The sequence below is a fragment of the Paenirhizobium daejeonense genome (assembly GCF_014280875.1).
Lineage (GTDB): Bacteria > Pseudomonadota > Alphaproteobacteria > Rhizobiales > Rhizobiaceae > Allorhizobium > Allorhizobium daejeonense.
In genome coordinates this window covers 22,964-42,138 of record NZ_JACLAL010000008.1, presented here as the reverse complement: position 1 = coordinate 42,138, position 19,175 = coordinate 22,964, and the positions used below count along the sequence as shown (strand labels likewise).

13 protein-coding genes are annotated in these 19,175 nt (G+C 58.5%); 7 read left to right on the top strand and 6 right to left on the bottom strand.

Annotated features, from left to right (window positions below):
• The 4 genes from H4I99_RS24365 to H4I99_RS18810 form a co-directional block, all read left to right on the top strand.
• Positions 1-203, top strand: a 203-nt coding sequence (locus H4I99_RS24365) for a hypothetical protein (protein WP_206683980.1), incomplete at its 5' end; no start/stop codon positions are given.
• Positions 204-337: 134 nt separating this feature from the next.
• Complete coding sequence (locus H4I99_RS18820) at positions 338-1,006, top strand: phosphoribosyltransferase (RefSeq protein WP_163898198.1); 669 nt, start codon at positions 338-340, stop codon at positions 1,004-1,006.
• On the top strand, positions 993-1,811 hold the full coding sequence (locus H4I99_RS18815) for a bifunctional DNA primase/polymerase (protein WP_163898201.1): 819 nt from the start codon (positions 993-995) through the stop codon (positions 1,809-1,811). The genes H4I99_RS18820 and H4I99_RS18815 overlap by 14 nt, the downstream gene beginning before the upstream one ends.
• A gap of 15 nt (positions 1,812-1,826) precedes the next feature.
• Positions 1,827-2,300: a YbhB/YbcL family Raf kinase inhibitor-like protein gene (locus H4I99_RS18810; protein ID WP_163898203.1), complete on the top strand. Its 474-nt coding sequence runs from the start codon at positions 1,827-1,829 to the stop codon at positions 2,298-2,300.
• An 82-nt stretch (positions 2,301-2,382) separates the two neighbouring features.
• On the opposite strand, the gene groL is transcribed toward H4I99_RS18810, so the two are convergent.
• A complete protein-coding gene (gene groL / locus H4I99_RS18805; protein WP_163898206.1) occupies positions 2,383-4,005 on the bottom strand; it encodes a chaperonin GroEL in 1,623 nt (540 codons plus the stop codon).
• A gap of 72 nt (positions 4,006-4,077) precedes the next feature.
• Here groL and H4I99_RS18800 point away from each other — a divergent pair, with 72 nt between their 5' ends.
• On the top strand, positions 4,078-4,623 hold the full coding sequence (locus H4I99_RS18800; RefSeq protein WP_244625190.1) for an Hsp20/alpha crystallin family protein: 546 nt from the start codon (positions 4,078-4,080) through the stop codon (positions 4,621-4,623).
• A gap of 218 nt (positions 4,624-4,841) precedes the next feature.
• Here the strand turns inward: H4I99_RS18800 and H4I99_RS18795 are convergent, their stop codons facing one another.
• The gene (locus H4I99_RS18795) at positions 4,842-5,681 is read right to left on the bottom strand and encodes a Crp/Fnr family transcriptional regulator (RefSeq protein ID WP_163898209.1); all 840 of its coding nucleotides are present in this window, start codon (positions 5,679-5,681) and stop codon (positions 4,842-4,844) included.
• A 203-nt stretch (positions 5,682-5,884) separates the two neighbouring features.
• The gene (locus H4I99_RS18790) at positions 5,885-7,354 is read right to left on the bottom strand and encodes a ribose-phosphate diphosphokinase (protein ID WP_206110923.1); all 1,470 of its coding nucleotides are present in this window, start codon (positions 7,352-7,354) and stop codon (positions 5,885-5,887) included.
• Between the two features lie 131 nt (positions 7,355-7,485).
• On the opposite strand from H4I99_RS18790, the gene H4I99_RS18785 reads away from it, so the two are divergent.
• Positions 7,486-8,529 carry a hypothetical protein gene (locus H4I99_RS18785; RefSeq protein ID WP_244625179.1) on the top strand — a complete coding sequence of 348 codons (1,044 nt, stop codon included), beginning with the start codon at positions 7,486-7,488 and terminating at the stop codon, positions 8,527-8,529.
• Positions 8,530-8,675: 146 nt separating this feature from the next.
• Here H4I99_RS18785 and H4I99_RS18780 read toward each other — a convergent pair whose 3' ends face one another.
• From H4I99_RS18780 to H4I99_RS18770, 3 genes are read right to left on the bottom strand one after another with little or no spacing between them, the layout of a single operon-like run.
• A complete protein-coding gene (locus tag H4I99_RS18780; RefSeq protein ID WP_163898212.1) occupies positions 8,676-9,986 on the bottom strand; it encodes an HlyD family type I secretion periplasmic adaptor subunit in 1,311 nt (436 codons plus the stop codon).
• Positions 9,983-11,695, bottom strand: coding sequence for a type I secretion system permease/ATPase (locus H4I99_RS18775; RefSeq protein ID WP_163898215.1), 1,713 nt, complete (start codon positions 11,693-11,695; stop codon positions 9,983-9,985). The genes H4I99_RS18780 and H4I99_RS18775 overlap by 4 nt, the downstream gene beginning before the upstream one ends.
• Positions 11,696-11,740: 45 nt before the next feature.
• Positions 11,741-12,622 (bottom strand): LysR family transcriptional regulator, encoded by an 882-nt coding sequence (locus H4I99_RS18770; protein WP_163898218.1) that lies wholly within the window; start codon positions 12,620-12,622, stop codon positions 11,741-11,743.
• 286 nt (positions 12,623-12,908) lie between these two features.
• On the opposite strand from H4I99_RS18770, the gene H4I99_RS24725 reads away from it, so the two are divergent.
• The gene (locus H4I99_RS24725) at positions 12,909-19,001 is read left to right on the top strand and encodes a cadherin-like domain-containing protein (RefSeq protein WP_163898220.1); all 6,093 of its coding nucleotides are present in this window, start codon (positions 12,909-12,911) and stop codon (positions 18,999-19,001) included.
• The last annotated feature ends 174 nt before the right edge of the window (positions 19,002-19,175 follow it).

Below are 19,175 nucleotides of genomic sequence, written 5' to 3'. Positions count from 1 at the left end.
GAACGCCTTCTGGGCGTCCGAAAACTTCGATGCCTTCATCGCTTCCGCTCCTGTTCCCAGCCGGGAATTTAACGCGGAAAACTCCAGTTATGAACGATCCAGTTTTTGGGGATCAGAGCACAAAACCGCCGGAGCAAACTCAAAACTGGATAAAACTCGGGGGCAAGGTCAAAAACGTCGAGGCGCTAATCGCAGCCGGATGAAACTTCAGTTGCAGGGTCACGATCTCGCCCGACGCGATGCGCGCCTGGTTGGCAATGTATTGAGCGCCATCAATGCAACGGACAGGTATGAAGTATCTTCTGGGGAACGTCGGAGAAAACGCCGGAGGTATTCCATGCCGTTTCTCAATCGTAGCGAGGCGGGAAGAAGGCTCGCGGAGGCATTGCGGGACTATGCCGGTCTTCCCGTGGTCGTCTTTGCCCTGCCCCGTGGCGGATTGCCGGTTGCCCTGGAGGTCGCCAAGGTTCTCAGGGTGCCGCTGGAACTGGCGCTGGTGCGCAAGGTCGGGCTTCCCTTTTACCCTGAACTGGCAATGGGAGCCGTCATCGACGGAAAGACGCCTGCTGTCATCCGCAACGAGGGCGTGATTGCCACCAACGGGATCTCGGAGGACGATTTCCTGGCCTGCTGCGAGCGGGAACTGGAGGAGATCAAACGGCGGCGTCACCTTTATCTCGGCGACCGGCCGGACAAAGACATCAAGGGCAATATAGCGATTATCATAGACGATGGCCTTGCAACCGGCGCCACCATGCGCGCGGCGATCAAGGGTCTGCGACTGCGTCATCCGGACAGAATCGTGGTTGCCGTTCCCGTTTCCGCTGTCGACGTTCTCGACGTCGTGCGTCGGGAGGTTGATGACATCGTCTGCCTTGAAACACCCGCCGGCTTTCAGGCGGTCGGGCTTCACTACCGCGACTTCCCTCAACTTACAGACCAGGACGTGCTCGATGCCCTGACTGAGGCGAAGGCAATAGCGGGAGGCGATCATGGCGAGCGATAGTCCGAATCGGCCTGCGGCGCTGACCGCTGCGCTGGAATACATGGAGCTTGGCTGGGTTCCTCTGCCGGTCGCGCCGCGCGCCAAGCAACCGCTGATATCCTGGGCCGATCTGCAGCAACGCCAGCCGGAAAAGGATGAGGTGCGAGGTTGGTACGAGAAGTGGCCGCATGCCGGCGTCGCCGTCGTGACCGGCATTGTATCGGGGCTGGTGGTTCTCGACGTCGATCCCGCGCATGGCGGAAACGAGGCGCTTGCTGAGCTTGAACGGCTGCACGGCAAGCTGGCCGAGACGGTCGAATCCGTGACCGGTGGAGGCGGGCGCCATCTCTATTTCGCCCATCCCGGCGGCAATATCCGCAACCGGACGGGACTTGCGCCCGGCATCGACCTGCGCGCCGACGGCGGGATGATCGTCGCTCCCCCGTCCATCCACCCGAGCGGCAACCCCTATCGCTGGCGGGAAGGGCATTCGCCGCAGGAGATCGCCCTTGCCCGCCTGCCCGTCTGGCTTCGCGACCGCCAGGAGCCGCAGGCGCATGGGCTCGGACACCCTATGTCTTACTGGCGGGGACTGGCGCGGGAGGGCGTGGAGGCGGGCCGCAGGAATACGACGATTGCATCCTTCAGCGGTCATCTCCTGTGGCACGGCATCGATCCGGAGGTCGTCACGGAGCTGGTGCTTGCCTGGAATCGTTTCCGTTGCCGCCCTCCTCTTTCCGACGACGAGGTCGTCCGCACGATCCGCTCGATCGAGGAAACGCAACGCCGCCACAGAGGGGATGCGAATGTCGCCGACGACACATGATAAAGGGAGCACAAGATGGTATTAACACTGACATCGCCCGTATTTGCCGACAATGGAGAGATCCCGATCCTTTATACCTGCGAGGGAGAGGATATCCCGCCGCCGCTCCGCTGGACGGGCGTGCCCCCGGAAGCGAAGAGCCTGGTCCTGATTGTCGACGACCCGGACGCGCCGGACCCTGCCCATCCGAAAATGACCTGGCTCCACTGGGTTCTCTACAATCTGCCGGCCGAGCTCACCGGCCTTGCCGAAGGCATTTCGCGATTGCCCGGGACAAGCGTGACCGGCGTCAACAGCTGGAACCGCCACAACTACGGCGGACCCTGCCCGCCGATCGGCAGACATCGCTATTTCTTCAAGCTCTATGCCCTTGACCGTCTTCTCGACCGTCTCGTGCCCGGCTCCGGGGAACAGGTCGAGGCGGCGATGCGTGGTCACGTCCTTTCCAGCACACAGATCATGGGCACCTACCAGAAGACAAGGAAATAACGGCGAAAAACGAACGCTGCTCTGGTGAGCGCCCCTGAGACGGAACGTCTCGCCCCCCGCGGTCACTCATCATTTGCCGGCTTCAGGCGGACAAGCCTTCTCCGCCTCGCTCAATTTTCTCCTCTTCGGGAAGCTCGGTCATCGTCGCTTCCGTGAGCAGCAGGATGCTCGCTACGGAAACAGCATTTTCGAGCGCGACCCTGACAACTTTCGTTGGATCGATGATCCCGGCTTCGAAAAGGTCCACATAACGGTTCTGCGCTGCGTCAAAACCTGTATTGCCGGTTCCCTCAAGCATCTTGGCGACCACGACACCGCCGTCAACGGCGGAGTTTTCCGCGATCTGCCGCGCCGGAGCACTTAAGGCACGGCGAAGGATTTCAAGCCCGGTCTTTTCGTCGCCGTGATTGGCGGCTTCCTCTTTTTCGATCGCAACGGTACAGCGCAGCAGTGCCAGCCCGCCGCCAGGAACGATCCCTTCAGCCACGGCAGCCTTGGTCGCGTTGATCGCGTCGTCCAGAGCCTCCTTCCTGCTCTTGAGCTCCGCTTCGGAGGGCGCCCCGACGCGAATGACGGCGACCCCACCGGAAAGTTTTGCAGCTCGTTCCTCCAGTTTCTCCCGGTCATAGTCGCTTTTTGTTTTTTCGATCTGCGAGCGAATCTGCCGGATGCGTGCCTCGATTGCATCCCTTTGTCCGCCGCCGCCGATGATCGTGGTCGTCTCCCGGTCGCTGACAACGCGCTTGGCATGGCCGAGATGGTCAATCTCAACCAATTCCAGCTTGGTGCCGAGGTCTTCCGAAACCAGTTGTCCGCCAGTTAGCGTGGCGACGTCTTCCAGCATCGCACGGCGCCTGTCGCCGAACCCTGGGGCCTTCACTGCGACGGCATGGAAGACGCCGCGAAGCCGGTTGACGACGAGCGTTGCCAGAGCCTCTCCATCGACATCCTCCGCAATGACGAGAAGCGGCCTTCCGAGCTTGGCAATCTGCTCCAACAGCGGAACGATATCCTTGATGTTGCTGATCTTCCGGTCACATACGAGAACAAGGGCATCCTCGACGACAGCCTCCATCTTATCGGGATTGGTGATGAAATAAGGAGAGATGAAACCTCGGTCGAACTGCATCCCCTCGACGATTTCGAGCACGGTATCCGTGGAATTGGATTCCTCCACCGTAATCACGCCCTGATCGCCGACCTTTTCCATCGCGTCGGCAACCAGATCGCCGATGGTAGGATCGTTGTGCGCGGAGATCGAAGCGACCTGCGACTTCTCCTTCCGCGTATGGACCGGTCTGGACATCGAACGCAGCGTCTCGACACAAATCTTCAGGCCGCGGTCGATCCCGCGCTTGAGGTCTATGCCGCTCGCGCCGGCCGTGACATTGCGCGTACCTTCGGAGAAGATCGCATGGGCGAGAATGGTCGCCGTGCTCGTGCCATCGCCGACGGCGTCTCCCGTCTTCTCGGCGGCCTGTCGTAGCATCTGCGCGCCGAGATTTTCCTCGGGGTCCGCCAGATCGACTTCCTTTGCTATAGTGATGCCGTCATTGCAGACGATGGGCGTACCCCATTTTTTCTGGATCAGGACGGATTTCGATTTGGGCCCAAGCGTGATGCGGACCGCATCCGCGAGGGCGCCGGTCCCGCGCAGGATTTTCTCCCGCGCCGCGGAGTGAAAGAGAATGTTCTTGTGCGCCATGATGGTTCACTTCTTCGGTTCGACAGCGACTGACTGTGGGATTTTTACCCCTTTCTCCGGCGGCCCCGCTTGATGGCCGTCAATGCGCCGCGCAGGCCGGGCTGGAAACCTGCCCTTTGCCACGAAATCAATGGAGATAGGACCATGGCATATCGTAGCTGGCTGCCCTCCCTGTGGGGCGAAAAAGAAAGTGTAGAAAGCTCGTTCGGTGATCTTCGCAAGCGCATCGACAGCCTCTTTGACGACTTTGACCGAGGTTTTCCGGCGCTTGCGGGGAGTTTCGCCGTTCGATCAAATGTCAGCGAGACCGACAAGGAAATCTGCATCACCGCCGAATTGCCCGGCGTGGAACAGAAAGACATCGATGTTTCGATCAGCGGCAACCGCATCTTCATCAAGGGTGAGAAGATGTCGGAAAAAGATGAAAAGAAGGAGGACAAAGGTCGGGAGTTTCATCGGATCGAGCGCTCGTCCGGCTCCTTCCAACGGGCTATGACCCTGCCCTTCGAGATCGATGCCGGAAGCGTCAAGGCCGACTTCAAGAACGGTGTACTGACCGTCACGATCCCGAAACCGGCCGAGGCTGTAAAAGAAACGCGGAAGATAGAGGTGAAATGAAACCCACGGTGGGTGGCGTCACGGGTGTTTCGGTACCTTGCAATAATGTGCCGGATCCGAGGGCTACCTCCATGTTCACCTCGAGCTCAGACAACAGGCACGAGGGGATCATCACACCTTTCCCAATCCAGTTGGACCGTAACGATTAATACCGTCCAACTGGCATGCCGTCTGGTCGCCCTGCCCCGGATACTTAAAACAGTACCTCACTCACGGGGTCAGTTGGCAATGACTTCGCCAATGTGCTGGAGACCTGTCGACAAAATGAACTCGGGTGCCACGGGCTGGTGGTGGACCCGTCCGCCAGCCTTCGACACGCGTGCGTCTTTTCTGAGTGACTCTTTCCAGTGTAATTTGGATAGTGTCTGAAGACGTACAAGATTGAGAATCTCGAAATGCGAATTGTCGACGATGCTAATTATCCCCTGGCGAGCAAGCATTTGTATATGCCTGCTTATCGTTTCCACCGTCGTGCCAAGATAGCCGGCAATGTCGCGACGCCCTATGGGGAATTCGATGATACGTTCATCACTGGCCAGCCCCGCCATTTTCATTCGCTTGCGGATATGCAGCATGAAGCTGACGACGCGTTCAAGTGTGTTCTGGCAACCGAGAACCATCATCCATTCCCGGCTCACCTCAAGGTCGCGCAGCAGCTCCATCATGATCATGTGCTCAACTTCATGATTTCTCGCCATCGTCGCCTCAACGGCGCTCTGGGCGTACACGCGAGCTGTTAGGTCGGTCGCGGCCTCGTAAAGAAAAGCGTTGTAGTTCTGAAACAAACACCCGAAGAATTCACCCTTCAGGGCAAGGCCGACCACTTGTTGCCGGCCATCATCGAGCGCTTGGGTTATGCGCACCACCCCTGAAATTACCTGTCCGACAATCATGGAGCCATCGCCATCGGCGATCAGGACTTTCCCGGCCTTGTAATTTCTCGTGCTGCCCGTGCGACCTATGCTCCGCGGCAAGCCATCTCGGTAGTTAAGATCTGTTATGCTTCCTATTTCTATGGGCGTTGCAAGCGCACTCGTTCTAACTGAACTGCCCGGCATGCTTCCCTCCTCAAAGAAGTGCCCAATTTAGCGTACGTTATTTCTGAATGAATGTGTTCAATCTTGAGGCGCAGCATTCACTCATGTCAACCACGCTATGTGCTCGAGTCATAACACTATATAGGATTAATCATATCGGATGATAGGCAACCTGCCCGGCTTCGGCCCCGGAGAGAGTTGAGGCCCTCGCAGACTGGCCCGGGTCAGAATTTCAGAGGCGCGCATGTGTGAATTGCACGGGCAAAGGCCGCGGACACATCGACAATCTCCAGGCGGGAGATCTGTTTTTCGCTCGCGGCAGTATTTGCCACGCAGACAGCGCATATAAAGGGATCGGACAGTGTGTCCGCAGCGCCGGCATTGAACAACCCATGTGTTGCTACCAGATGAGCATCGATGGCACCGCGCCACCGACAGGCTTCTGCTGCGCGCATCATGGTCGTTCCCGAACTGATCATATCATCAAAGACGACGACCCTGCGACCGGCAACGTTACCTGCAAACAGATCTCCGGTGACCACGCCCATGGAGCGTTGTTTTTCCATGAAGGCTTTCTCAACCGGTCTACCCAGTTGGCTTTCAAGGGCCGTTCGAAACGCTTCTGCCCGCTTTGCTGCCCCCATATCTGGTGCTACCACCGTGACGTCGCTGCCTCGAAGCCGCGGCACGAGGTGGTGAGCAAAGGCATCATGGCTTTCGAGGTGGATCAACTGACACCGGAAACCGTTCTGCAATGCGGCGATATTATGCGCCTCCATCGTGATTACCTGATCGACACCAACCGCTTCGAGGATCTGCGCGACATACCGCGAGGTCAGCGGATCGTATGGCTTCGTCTGCCTATCCTTGCGCTGGTAACAAAGATACGGGATCACTGCCACGATGCGAGCTGCCCCGTTGGTCCTGAGTGTGCCGATGAAGAATAGCAATCGGCAAAGTCGGTCATTGACGGATTGTCTTTCATCGCCATGGAGACTGGCGATGATAAAGGCATCCTGTCCTGCTACATCGATCAGGGGACGAGCCTTATGCTCCCCGTCTTCAAATTCGCGCTCCTCGACAGGTGCAAGTTCCAGCCGGAGGGAGCGCGCGACCGCCTGCGCGAAGGACGCGTCCCGTGCAAACGCAAAGAGCCTCGGTACGCGAGGGGTCTTCTGACGTGCGTTGTATGTCGGTACTGCTCGCACCGCCGATTTCCACGAAACGCCAACGGCAACGGCCTCAGGCGCATCTCCATGTTCGCATAATGGAAGGGCAAGCAACTCGTAGGACAGGATGGCACGCCGGTTCCCTTGTATCGTCGCAAATTCCACCAGCAAAGGTTCCCCGGTTTGGATAACCCTGTCGAACACGCGACGGCAACGGGCGGCATTGCGCCGGTAAGGGGCCTGCGACAAACGCGCGCCGTCAGGCAATCCGCCTAACAACCTCGTGATGAGTTGCTCGCCCATGCGAAGTCGATAGTCCCGCCGTTCCTTCTCCCTAACGAAAATCACGAAGGCGCCGGGCATTATCCCTTCAAGGTCTGAAGGGCTAGGAGCGATCCGATTTCCCTTCACTCTGGACCAACCCTCAAGCAGCAGCAGCGTATCACGCGCGTGAGGATGCGGCGCCCGATCAATACGCGAGAACAGCCGGTCGAACGCCGGAGCCGTCAATGCCATCATCGTCATCGAACTCTCCCTAATGCCGATGAAGGTTGCAGCATTAGCGGAACCGCGCGTTGATACCCATCAATGGCCAGGCCCGAAGATGATGTCTTGAATGACGTCAGGGCCGTGGAACGGCGGCTAAGATACCCCCTATGCGAAAGAACACGCCGATGGTTCCCTCGGATTGCGCTATCAAGGACAAGGTCCAATTCTTGACGCAGCCAGCCTCCTACCCCGCCATTCCGATCAAGGTAGACGTCATTGAGACCCATATGTCGTGGGTTTTCCTGGCCGGGGACCATGTCTACAAGTTGAAAAAACCCGTCGTTTTTCCGTTTCTGGATTTCACGAAAGCGACGGCGAGACGGACCAACTGCGAGGCGGAGGTGAGGCTGAACAGGCGGTTGGCCCCGGATATCTATCTCGGCATCGAGACGCTGACGCGGGAGAAGGATGGATCGCTTCGGCTGGGAGGCGCAGGCGTCCCGGTGGACTGGCTGGTCCATATGAAACGATTGCCGCAGGATTTGATGCTGGATGTCATGATACTGGAGAAACGGCTCGCACCATACCACCTTGACGCACTGGCGAATACGCTCGACCACTTCTACAGGTCAGCCAACCGACCGGCCATTGATCCTGAGGCCCATCTCGCAAATCTCGCACAGCAGCAGAGATGGAACCGGGAAACACTGGGAAATGGCGCGTTTCCGCTCGATCATACCTTCGTCGAGCAGCATCTCTTCGACATGGATGCAGCCAGGCATCAGGTAGCCTCTCTGATACGGGATCGCATCCGGAGGAAGTGCTATGTCGATGGTCACGGCGACTTGCGACCGCAGCATGTCTGCTTCAGCGATCCGATCGCCATATTCGATTGTCTTGAATTCGATGACCGGCTTCGTTTTGTCGATCCGTTTGACGAACTCGCCTTTCTTTCCCTCGAATGCGATTTCCTGGGCGCTGGATGGGTAGAACGTGAGATTCTGGATCGCTTGCGCATCCGTTTGTCTGACGAAGCGCCACCCTTGCTGATTGATTTCTACACCGCCTTTCGTGCCACGTTGCGTGCCCGCATGGCCTTGAGCCATCTCGCAGGGGGCGCCGTTCCTTCCTCCACGCAATGGGTTGCCAAGGCAGAGCGCTATCTGGATCTGGCGCATGCGGCGCTCGTGCGTACTCGCCAGGACGGCTAGGGCGCTCCCGAGCCAATGAACCGCACCTGCTGAACGGCCATAATTTCGGGCGTGGTGGACTACACCGGGAGCCCGAAACTCCAGATTATTTCAGCTTGCCTTAGGTTCCAGATCAAGATGATCGTTCGACATAGGGGTCGGGTAAATTACCGCTCGCGGAATGCCTTCAAGAAATAGTCGGCGATCGGTCGAACCAGGTATTCTAGCGGAGAGCGCTCGGAGGTTTGGATGAAGGTGGCGACAGGCATTCCGGGAATGACCTGATTCTGGCCAAGTTTGCGAAATTCTTCCGGATCGGGTTTGATTTCTGCCTTGTAATATGTCGCGCCGGTTCGCTGGTCCGTCAGAATGTCGGCGGCGACCTTACTGACATGTCCGAAGATTTCAGGTGTCGAACGTTTGTCGAAATTAGCAAACCGCAAATGGGCTTTCTGGCCAGGGAAGACCTGATCGATTTCGGACGGGGGTATCTGCGTTGCAATCACCAGATCGCTGTTTTGCGGGATAATGTATAGTAGGGGATCGGCGGGCCGGATGACGGATCTGAGTGTGTGGACCTGCAAATCAAGCACTATGCCGGAAAGCGGCGCAGTGATTTCCATGCGGCTCAGGGTTTCGCGTTTTGCATTACGCTTCTCACGTAGTTCCGCGATCTTCGCCTCGATCTCGCGCAGTTCGGTCGTGGCTTGCTCTCGTACTTGCGAGTGGACGTTGAGGATGGCCAGTTCCATTTCCGCCATCTTGCCCGCATTTTCGGCGATGGAGGATTGCGTCTGGCTGATGGCGCCGCGGGTTTCGGCTTCGTCACTTTGAAGTTCCAGCACCCGGCTGGAAATCGTCAGCCCCTTTTCACGCAGTCTGCTCTGGGTCGCTAGTTCCTCGATGGTCAACTTCAACTGGGTGTCGAGCGCTTTGATACGGCTCGCCAGACCCTCGTTCTGTTTCGAAATCTGGGACTTGCGCTCGTTGAGCTGGCCGATCTGCTTTTCGCGGGTTTCCGCCCTCACCTGCAACAGTCGGATTTGTCCGTCCCTGATTTCAGCCACTTCGGCTCGTGTCTTCGCCGTTTCCAGGAACTCGGGGTCGAAAACGATCTCGGTCTTTTCGTCCTGTTCGGCCTTCAAGCGCGCCGCGGTGCCAAGCAGACTGAACAACTGTCCTTCGATGACTGCCAACTCCGAGCGGTCGAAGGTGTCGTCGAGGCGCATGAGAACGTCGCCGGCCTGAACGGCACTGCCTTCCTTGACGAGTATCTCCCCGACCACTCCGCCGGTCAGATGCTGGACCACCTGTCGATTGCTTGCGACCTCAACGACGCCGGAGGCAACTACCGCTCCATTGAGCTGCGTCAGGGCTGCCCAAGCTCCGACGCCACCGAGCAGTACGAAAATCGTGGAATACCCGACAAGCGCGTAAGCCCCGCTGTTCCATTTATTGTTCATTGATTTCGCGTTCATTTTGCGCCTCCCACCACCTGAGCATGATTTCGCAGATGGGCACGCAGCACTTCGTCGCGCGGACCGAAGGCAGCGCGCTGGCCGTTTTCCAAAATAAGGATCAGATCGCATTCCTCGATCGCGGCGGGACGATGCGCCATTATGATGACCGACTTGCCGTCGGCTTTCAGGCCGCGGATGGCCATGTTGAGTGCCATGGAACCATCGGCGTCGAGATTGGAGTTCGGTTCATCCAGAACGACCAGAACCGGATCGCCGTAGAGTGCACGGGCAAGCGCAATACGTTGCTTCTGACCGCCGGAGAGTTTACTGCCGACGGCTGGGAGACGCGTATCATAGCCATCCGGAAGGCGCAGGATCAGTTCATGGGCGCCGGCCTTCTTAGCTGCTTCCACGACCTTTGCCGGGTCGGGTTTCGTTTCCATCCGGGCGATGTTTTCGGCAATCGTTCCCTCGAACAGGACGACATCTTGCGGCAGGTAGCCGATGTGCTCGCCGAGGCCGTCGCTGCCATATTGCTCGAGCGATGCGCCGTCCAGACGCACCTTGCCACCGGCCGGCAGCCAGATACCGGTCAGGAGACGCGCGAGCGTCGATTTACCAGAGGCGCTTTGCCCGATGACGCCGAGAGCCTGACCGGGCTGCAACGAGAAGCTCAGCAGGCGGAGGGTCGCAACCTTTTCACCCGGAGGAGTGACGGTGACCTGTTCGACATCGAGAACGGCACGCGGTTTCGGCAGCGTCGTGCGAATTTCCTCGGCAGGCATGCGTGCCAGAAGCTCGGACAGTTGACGCCAGCCTTTGACGGCGCGTTGCAGGAGCGCCCAATGGCCGATCGCTCCCTCGATGGGCGCGAGTGCCCGGCCAATGATGATGGAACTCGCCAGCATTGCGCCGGAGGTGATCTCGTTGCTCAGAACCAGCCACGCGCCGAGCGCAAGGATACCGGACTGGAAGAACGTCCTGAAGGTCTTGGACGCGACTGAGTAGAAGCCGTTCTTGTCGGAATAGCCGATGTTGGCGTCGAGCGCGCGCATACGCAGGTTTTCCCAACGGTCCGCAACGGCTCCGCGCATTCCAAGGGCGCGCACAGTTTCGTTTTCCTTCTGGAGCGTCTGGGTCATCTCCTCGCTCATTCGCCCGGCGACCATGGCCCTGTCCTGCTGCTCCTTGGTGCCGTTCTGGTTGAGCCAGGTCAGCGCGACCAGAACGAGGCCGCCAGCGAGGCCGAGCACGCCCATCCAGGGGTGAAAGGAGAAGATCACCAGCACGAAGAGCGGCGTCCAGGGAATGTCGAAGAAGGTGAAGACGGCCGGCGACGACAGCATCTTCTGTATCGCATCGAGGTCGCGCATGCCGCTCGTCCCGGAGACGCCGCGGGCTTCTAGCGTGTTGCGATCGAGAACGGCGTTGAATACGCGCTTATCGAAAGTCGCTTGAAAGCGGGCGCCGATGCGGGCTGCAACACGAGCGCGCACGTGATCGAGAACGCCCATGACGAAGTAAAGACCCGCAATCAGCCCCGTCAGCGCAACCAGCGTTGCCTCGGAACGGGACGAGAGCACCCGGTCATAGACCTGCATCATATAAAGCGGGCCGGTAAAGACGAGCAGGTTTGCAAAAAAGCTGAAAATACCGATGGCTAGGAAGCCCGTGGCGCTTTTTCTCAAGGCCTTTCTGAGTTCGCTGACGCCGGGTGTGGAACGCATGATGAAAATCTCACAAGTTTGATGATCTGTAGCGCGTCATGCGCTTCAGGTGGTCTGTGTCGAGGAGCCGAACATTTCGGTGGCGCAGGTGATGAAGTCGGCGATCATCGGCTGTCGCCGCCGCTCTTCCAGACAGATGAGGTGTTCCTTGATCATGATTGCCGCATCGCGGATCGGCAAATAATGCAGCCGGCTATCGTAACCGAATTCGGTATCGACGATCACACCCACTCCGAAGCCGTTGGCCACGGCTTCACGTACGCCTTCGCGACTTGTGACTTCAAGGACAGGACCAAGACGGATGTTGTGTTCCGCGAGGTTTTCCTCGAAGACCGCCCTGGTGCGCGATCCCTGCTCCCGTAAAACGAAGGGGCAGTTCATCAAGTCGGCCATGTCTATATGCTGGCGTTCGGCCCAGGGATGGGTCTTGGGAACGAAGGCGCCGATCCGCAGATTGATGAGCGGCCTGACGTAAAGGCGCTCGTCGCGCAGCGGGTTGGCGCTGATCCCGACATCGGCCTGCTGCTGCAGGAGGTGTTCTACGACGCGGTCGGAATTCTGGATGACGAGCTGGAAATTCAGCTCCGGCCGCCGTTCGCGCAGTCTCGCCAGGATAGGCAGCGCGTGGGTGACGCCGTCGGCACAGACGCGCAACCGTCCGGCGCCGCTGCGTTGTGATTTCAGAAGATTCGTTGCCTGTCCAAGCGCGGCAAACAGGCGCGAGGTGATGTTATAGAGCGCGCGGCCGTCGGGCGTCAGGATAACGCCACGAGGAGTGCGTTCGAACAGCGAAAGGCCCGAGGAAGCCTCGAGTTGACGCACCTGTGCGGACAGCGTCGACTGGCTGATGGATATCTCCCTTGCCGCTTGCGAGTATCCGCCTGCCATGGCGACATAATGGAAAGCGCGCAGCTGTGTAACGGACAATGGAACTCTTCTCTTTTACTTCACGGCAGAGGGCTTCCCCCAAAATGATGGGCGATCTATAGGCGTTGTATTTTTCATGTTTGTGACGTTTCGAACGCGCCGAGCGATTGAAATTCTCAATACCGGGCGTTGGCATTTTCAATAGTTAAGAAAAGGTATTTTTCACACGTTTGTCACGCAGCCTACCTAGTCCGTCAGTCCGGAAAGCGAGGGAAATTACGTGGCCTTGAGGCGCGCAATATTCCCTTTCCATAGCTTTTATCGGTTCTTGCGAAGAGGAATCCCCATGACTGCGATCACGAACAAAATTCTTGATTACATTGCGAAAAAAGGTGCGGAAGATCGGGTTATCGATCTCGGTACCGTTTTTTCCGGCAGTGGCCTGACCTATACCGTTTCCAGCAGCGATCCGAGCATCGCCGATGTCTCGATTGAGGACGGTCAGCTTACAATCGACTATAGCGACGCGCTCGGTTACACCGATCTTAAGATCACCGCGACGGACAGCAACGGTCAGAGCGTGACCGACAGCGTGCGCGTTCGTGTTGCCGGCGAGAACTCCTACACGATCGCAGTTCTCCCCGACACTCAGGACTATTCCTATGAGACTGGCGCTCCGACCCTTGCCAAAATGACCCAATGGCTGGTCGAGAACAAGGACAGTCTCAGCATTCAGTTCGTGACCCACGTGGGCGACGTAACCGCCAATGCTACCGACCAACAGTGGCAGAACGTCACGCAGGCCTTGTCCATCCTGAACGGAAAGATCCCCTATTCGTTGACGGCGGGCAACCATGACCAAGGCGTCGGTGGCTCGGCTGGTACGCACACCACGACGGGCATGGACTATTACTATTCGCCGGAACATCAGGCGGAAATCAGCGATACCTTCGGCGGTGTCTATGACATGGAGCCCGACCGCGCGCCCAACAACTACCACACCTTCACCGCGCCGGATGGCACGAAGTGGCTCGCGCTGAGCATTGAGTTCGGGCCTTCGGACGACGTTCTCCGCTGGGCCAAGGAAGTCATCGAGGGCCATCTCGACCACCGCGTCATGCTGACGACCCATGCCTACATGAATTGGGCTGGCCGTCATGACTCCACCGGCGGCCCGCTTTACGGCGAAGGCGCAGGCTACGATTACGGTCTTGGCAAGCTGCCCGAAGGCGCCAATGATGGGGAAACGATTTATCGCGAACTGGTACAGCCCTACTCGAACGTGAGCTTCACCTTCTCTGGCCACATCTTCGGTGACGGCGCAGAAACGCTCGTCTCCTACGACGAATTCGGCAACCCTGTTTACCAGATGCTGGTGAACTACCAGAACGGCGTTGCCAATGAGATCCAGGACGGAAACGGTGGCTCGGGCGCCATCCGCCTGCTGACGATCGATCCGGACAATGGACAGGTCTACACCTCGACCTACTTCGCGCTTCAGGACAAATACCTGACCAACGATCGTGGCGAAGATCTGGATCGTGATACGCTGAGCGGCCCCTACCGCGGCCAGGAAGAAATCCTGCAGATCGATACCTCGGCTCCCGAACTCCATGCCATCGCTAAGGCCGGCAATGACCTCTACGTGACCGTTGAAGGTAATGGCGGCGGGGCTGTCACACTGGAAGGCCGTGCGGCCAATCCGGCCAATGATGCAGACCTGACCTATGTCTGGACGGATGCAGACGGCAACGTCGTCGCCACCGGTGCCACTCCGTCGGTCGATCTCTCCGCTGGCCGTCACCACCTGACGCTTACGGTCACCGATTCCACCGGTGCGAAGTCCAGCGACGACGTTATGATCATCGTGCGTAACGATGAGACGCTGCTGGTCGATAATTTCAACGACGGCAATGCAGATGGCTGGACGACCGGCAACAACAGCGGTGCAGTCAACATCACTCACGGTTCGACGACGGATTTCGGCATTGCGCCGTTCCCGGGCGAAACGGTTCCGACCGACCCGACGACGCCTGAGGAACCGGAAGAACCCACGACCCCTACCGATCCGGCAGATGCAATGGATGCGGTTCTCGTTTCGGCAACGACCGGTACGGAAGGCCTGCTGTTGAAAGCCGGTTTCGGTGATGCAGAGGGTGCGTTGACGAAATCCTACAGCCTTGCCTTCGACATGATGATCCCGTCCGGCACGGCGAAGAGCTATATCTCCCTGATCCAGAGCGGCATCGAAAACACCACCGACGCCGACATGTTCTTCAAGGTTTCGGGCAATTCCGCTTCGCTTGGAACGATGAGCGTCTATCAGGGCAATATCTCGCTCAACCAGTGGCACCGCATCATTCTGACCTATGAGGTCAAGGATGGTAACGTCACGATCGTCAAGTATGTCGATGGCGTCGAGATCGGCCGCCAGTCCCGCGTTGCCGACGATCGCTATTCGCTCGATACGGACAATGGCATCCTGTTGTTTGCCGATGAAGACGGCGAAACCGCTCCGGTTGTCGTGTCTGCCGTAACGGTTGCCGACAAGGTATTGACAGCTGACGACGTCGCATCGCTCGGCGGCGTCTCCAAGGGCGGGATTGCTCTGCCCGAGGGCACGACCGGCACGCAGATTATTGCCGATGAAAGCGGCTTCACCACCGTTGACGGCGAAGGCAGCCTTGCACCGCATGGCGGCGTTACCGTGACGCCGACAACCGATGTCAAGGTGGGCGTTCCGCTCGAAGGCCCCGAGACCGGTGGCGGCACGACGACCCCGACGGAGCCTCAGCCTTCCGAAGGCGAAGCTGCCAACGTCACCAAGCTCGGCGCTCTCAGCCCGACCCAGATGTTCAAGGTGGAAGTGAACCAGCCCGTGCCTGAAGGCACGATCGTGAAGGAATACACGCTGGTTTACGACCTTCTCATCCCCGGCGGTCCGGGTGGGTGGCTGTCCTTGCTCCAGTCCGACACCAAGAACCAGTCCGATGGCGAACTGTTCGTCAACGGCAATGGTGGGATCGGTATTGCCAGCGATTACGAAGGCAGCGTCACTTACAATGCATGGCATCGCATCGCCTTCACGATCCAGCGCCAGGGTGAGAATGTCCTGATTTCGAAGTACATCGATGGCAATCTGGTTGGAACGACGACGCAGTCTTCCGGCAATGCCGACCGCTACGATATCGATCTGTCCAAGGGCCTTCTGCTGTTTACGGATGAAGACGGCGAAACCCGCGACGTCTATGTCTCCAGCGTCCTGTTCACCGACAAGGTGATGTCCGGCACAGAGATCGCCGACCTCGGGGGCGTGAAGGCGGGTGGCATCGTGGACGAAGCGCCGTCCGATATCAGCTTCCAGCTTGATTTCTCCGGCGAGAATGTCACAGACGACTTCGGCAACGTGAAGACGACGGTTGGTGCGACGTCAAGCCTGACCGGCAACTACATGGTCAAGGGCAGCTATGCCCAGCGCGTCGATGGCGCTGAAGTCGAGGCCGATCCCGAAGGCCGCGTCTATGAAGGCTCGAATTCCGGTGAAAATATCCTGGTCTGGTCCGGCGAGGGATCTCAGAACTGGCAGAACTATCGGTATGAGGTCACGATGAAATCCACCGATCAGGATACGATCGGTGCCGTCTTCTACTATAAGGATGCGGGCAACTTCTATCGTGTGACCTTCAACTCGGCGAACAACACCCGCGAACTCGTCCGCGTCAAGGACGGGGTTGCAACGGTTCTCGCAACGACCAATGCTGGCAGCCCGTGGGCGCGTGACGCCGGCCTGGAAATCGCTGTCAAGGATGGCGAGATCCGCGTCTATCTCGATGGACAGTCGGTGTTTGGCACGGTCGTCGACAGCAACCCGCTTTCCGGCGGCTCCATCGGCTTCTACTCCGCCAACCAGAAGTCCTCGCAGTTCGATGATGTCTTCGTCGGTGCGCTCGACCTGAAGGCCCATGCCGGCCGTGATGTCGAGGCTCTGGATCGGGATCATGACGGTCAGGTCACGGTTCATCTGAACGCCGGTGACAGCTATGGACAGAACGATATCGTCTCCTGGCGCTGGCTCGACAGTAACGGCAACGAACTTGCCACCGGCGCAACGGCCGACATTACCCTTTCGGCTTCCGGCGATCAGGTTGTGACGCTCGAAATCACCGATAGCGCTGGCAAGGTTTCCCGCGATACGGTCACGGTCGATGCCGTTTCCAAGGAACGCATTCTCTTCAGCGATGACTTCTCGGATGCGAATTTCGCCAGCCGCTGGACCATAGTCGATGAGGGCGAGAAAAACGGTGTTGGTGAAGGTGGAAAGTACGGGGACTGGAAGGTTGTCGATGGCAAGCTGGTTCAGCTTTCCGATGTCAGCAGCAAGGAGCTGAAGTGGACTTCCGCTGATGCAAGTGATGACTGGCAGAAGGGCTGGTCGCCGCTTGGCGATGGCACAAACGTGCTGCGCAAGGGAACCTACGCGCTGATTTCCGATGAGGCGGCCAAGGAATGGACCAACTACGCCGTGGAAACCACGGTGAAGACCCCCGACAACGGCGCCGTCGGCATTCTCGTCCACTATCAGGATGCCAAGAACTACTACAAGATCGAGCTTGACGCCCAGAATGGCACCAGCCTGTTCCAGCTGATCGAGGTGAAGGACGGGGTCGAAAAGTACCTCACCCAGATCCCGGCCCGCTACACCAGCAACAAGGAATTCCAGTTCCGCGTCGAGGTGAAGGACGGCAAAATCCAGACATGGATCGACGGCAACCAGATCTTCTCCTACGCCATCGAAAGCCATGCGGTTCAAAAGGGCACTGTCGGTCTGTTCTCCTGGGGCAATGCCGGTCTGTCATTCGACAACGTGACCGTCGTCAGCCTGGACAACGTTCCGTCTGAGCCGAATACCGCGCCGGTTGCCGGCGATGACGAAGGCTTCCGTACCGGTTTCGGTGCCGCGCTTCTGATCGCCGCTGCGGCCCTGCTGGCAAACGACAGTGATGCCAATGCCGATGCCCTCGTCATCAGCTCGGTTGAAGCCATTACCGGCGGTACCGTTGAGCTAGACAGTAACGGCAACATCGTCTTCAAGCCGGCTCTCGGTTTCCACGGTGTCGCGCAGTTCAGCTACACCGTTTCTGACGGCAAGGGCGGAACCGATGTCGCAACGGTCAGCCTCGTCGTCGATGCCGACAAGGCGCCGATTGGCACGATCGAAGGCACTCCGGGCGCGGATGTGCTAAAGGGCACTGACGGTGACGAGCGCATCTTCGGTCGCGGCGGCAACGACAAGATCTACGGTAATGCCGGTGATGATTTGTTGTATGGTGACGACGGTGATGATCACCTCGATGGCGGAGCCGGTAACGACGAACTCTATGGCGAAGCGGGTGACGACAAGCTCTATGGTGGAGCTGGTAATGACAAGCTTTATGGTGGAGCGGGCGATGACCTTCTCTACGGCGGAGCCGGTAACGATGAGCTCTATGGTGGGGTCGGTAGCGACAAGCTTTACGGCGGTGACGGTGACGACAAGCTCTATGGTGGTGACGACAGCGACACCCTGCATGGTGGCGATGGCGACGATCTGCTGATGGGGGACGAAGGTAATGACCTGCTCATGGGCGAGGCCGGCAACGACAAGCTCTACGGTGGCGACGGTGACGACAAGCTCTATGGCGGCGACGGCGACGACCTGCTGATGGGTGATGAAGGCAACGACATCCTCAACGGCGGTGCCGGTAACGACAAGCTCTACGGTGGCGACGGCGACGACCGGCTCTATGGTGGAGATGGCGACGACCTGCTGATGGGCGACGAAGGCAATGACCACCTCGATGGCGGTGCCGGTAACGACAAGCTCTATGGTGGAGCCGGCGACGACACCCTGTACGGCGGCGACGGCGATGACTACCTTGCCGGTGAGGATGGCAATGATCTTCTCAACGGTGGCGCCGGCAACGACGAGCTTTATGGTGGAGCCGGCGACGACAAGCTCTATGGTGGTGATGGCGATGACTATCTCAACGCGGGTGCCGGTGACGACGCACTCGTGGGTGGCACCGGCAACGACATCCTGTATGGCGCAGCCGGTATTGACCGTCTGTATGGTGGAGCTGGTCAGGACGTCTTCGTCTTCAAGTCAGTCAGCGACATGTCGATCGACAAGTCGGCAACGGACACCATCTTCGACTTCTCGCAAGCCGAAGGTGATTTGATCGACTTCTCTTTCATCGACGCGAATGCGGGAGCAGCTGGCAACCAGAGCTTCAGCTTCATCGGAGCGGAGGGCTTCACCCAAAAGGCCGGAGAACTCCGGTATGAGACCACACGGTCGGAAACCTATGTCTATGGTGATACCGATGGTGACGGAAACGCAGACTTCGTGCTGCATCTGCGTGGTACACTTGATCTGAGTAAGGACGACTTCCTGCTCTAATCTTTGATGCTAAGCGTCCCCGGCTCTTTCAACCTACCGGGGACGCCTCTCTCACTTGTGAAATCCTGTGCAGTCGAGAAGACCTGGTCTTTACCGCAATGCGTTGCCGGGGAGCGGCGCAATTGACGCTCATGTACGCGTTCTCGCAGAGGTCCTTCAGCACGAGTTTCTGGT

Coding starts and splice junctions, on each gene's coding strand:
- H4I99_RS18820 (WP_163898198.1), top strand. CDS start 338: ATGCCGTTTCTCAATCGTAGCGAGGCGGGAAGAAGGCTCGCGGAGGCA.
- H4I99_RS18815 (WP_163898201.1), top strand. CDS start 993: ATGGCGAGCGATAGTCCGAATCGGCCTGCGGCGCTGACCGCTGCGCTG.
- H4I99_RS18810 (WP_163898203.1), top strand. CDS start 1,827: ATGGTATTAACACTGACATCGCCCGTATTTGCCGACAATGGAGAGATC.
- groL (WP_163898206.1), bottom strand. CDS start 4,005: ATGGCGCACAAGAACATTCTCTTTCACTCCGCGGCGCGGGAGAAAATC.
- H4I99_RS18800 (WP_244625190.1), top strand. CDS start 4,078: ATGGCCGTCAATGCGCCGCGCAGGCCGGGCTGGAAACCTGCCCTTTGC.
- H4I99_RS18795 (WP_163898209.1), bottom strand. CDS start 5,681: ATGCCGGGCAGTTCAGTTAGAACGAGTGCGCTTGCAACGCCCATAGAA.
- H4I99_RS18790 (WP_206110923.1), bottom strand. CDS start 7,354: ATGACGATGATGGCATTGACGGCTCCGGCGTTCGACCGGCTGTTCTCG.
- H4I99_RS18785 (WP_244625179.1), top strand. CDS start 7,486: ATGCGAAAGAACACGCCGATGGTTCCCTCGGATTGCGCTATCAAGGAC.
- H4I99_RS18780 (WP_163898212.1), bottom strand. CDS start 9,986: ATGAACGCGAAATCAATGAACAATAAATGGAACAGCGGGGCTTACGCG.
- H4I99_RS18775 (WP_163898215.1), bottom strand. CDS start 11,695: ATGCGTTCCACACCCGGCGTCAGCGAACTCAGAAAGGCCTTGAGAAAA.
- H4I99_RS24725 (WP_163898220.1), top strand. CDS start 12,909: ATGACTGCGATCACGAACAAAATTCTTGATTACATTGCGAAAAAAGGT.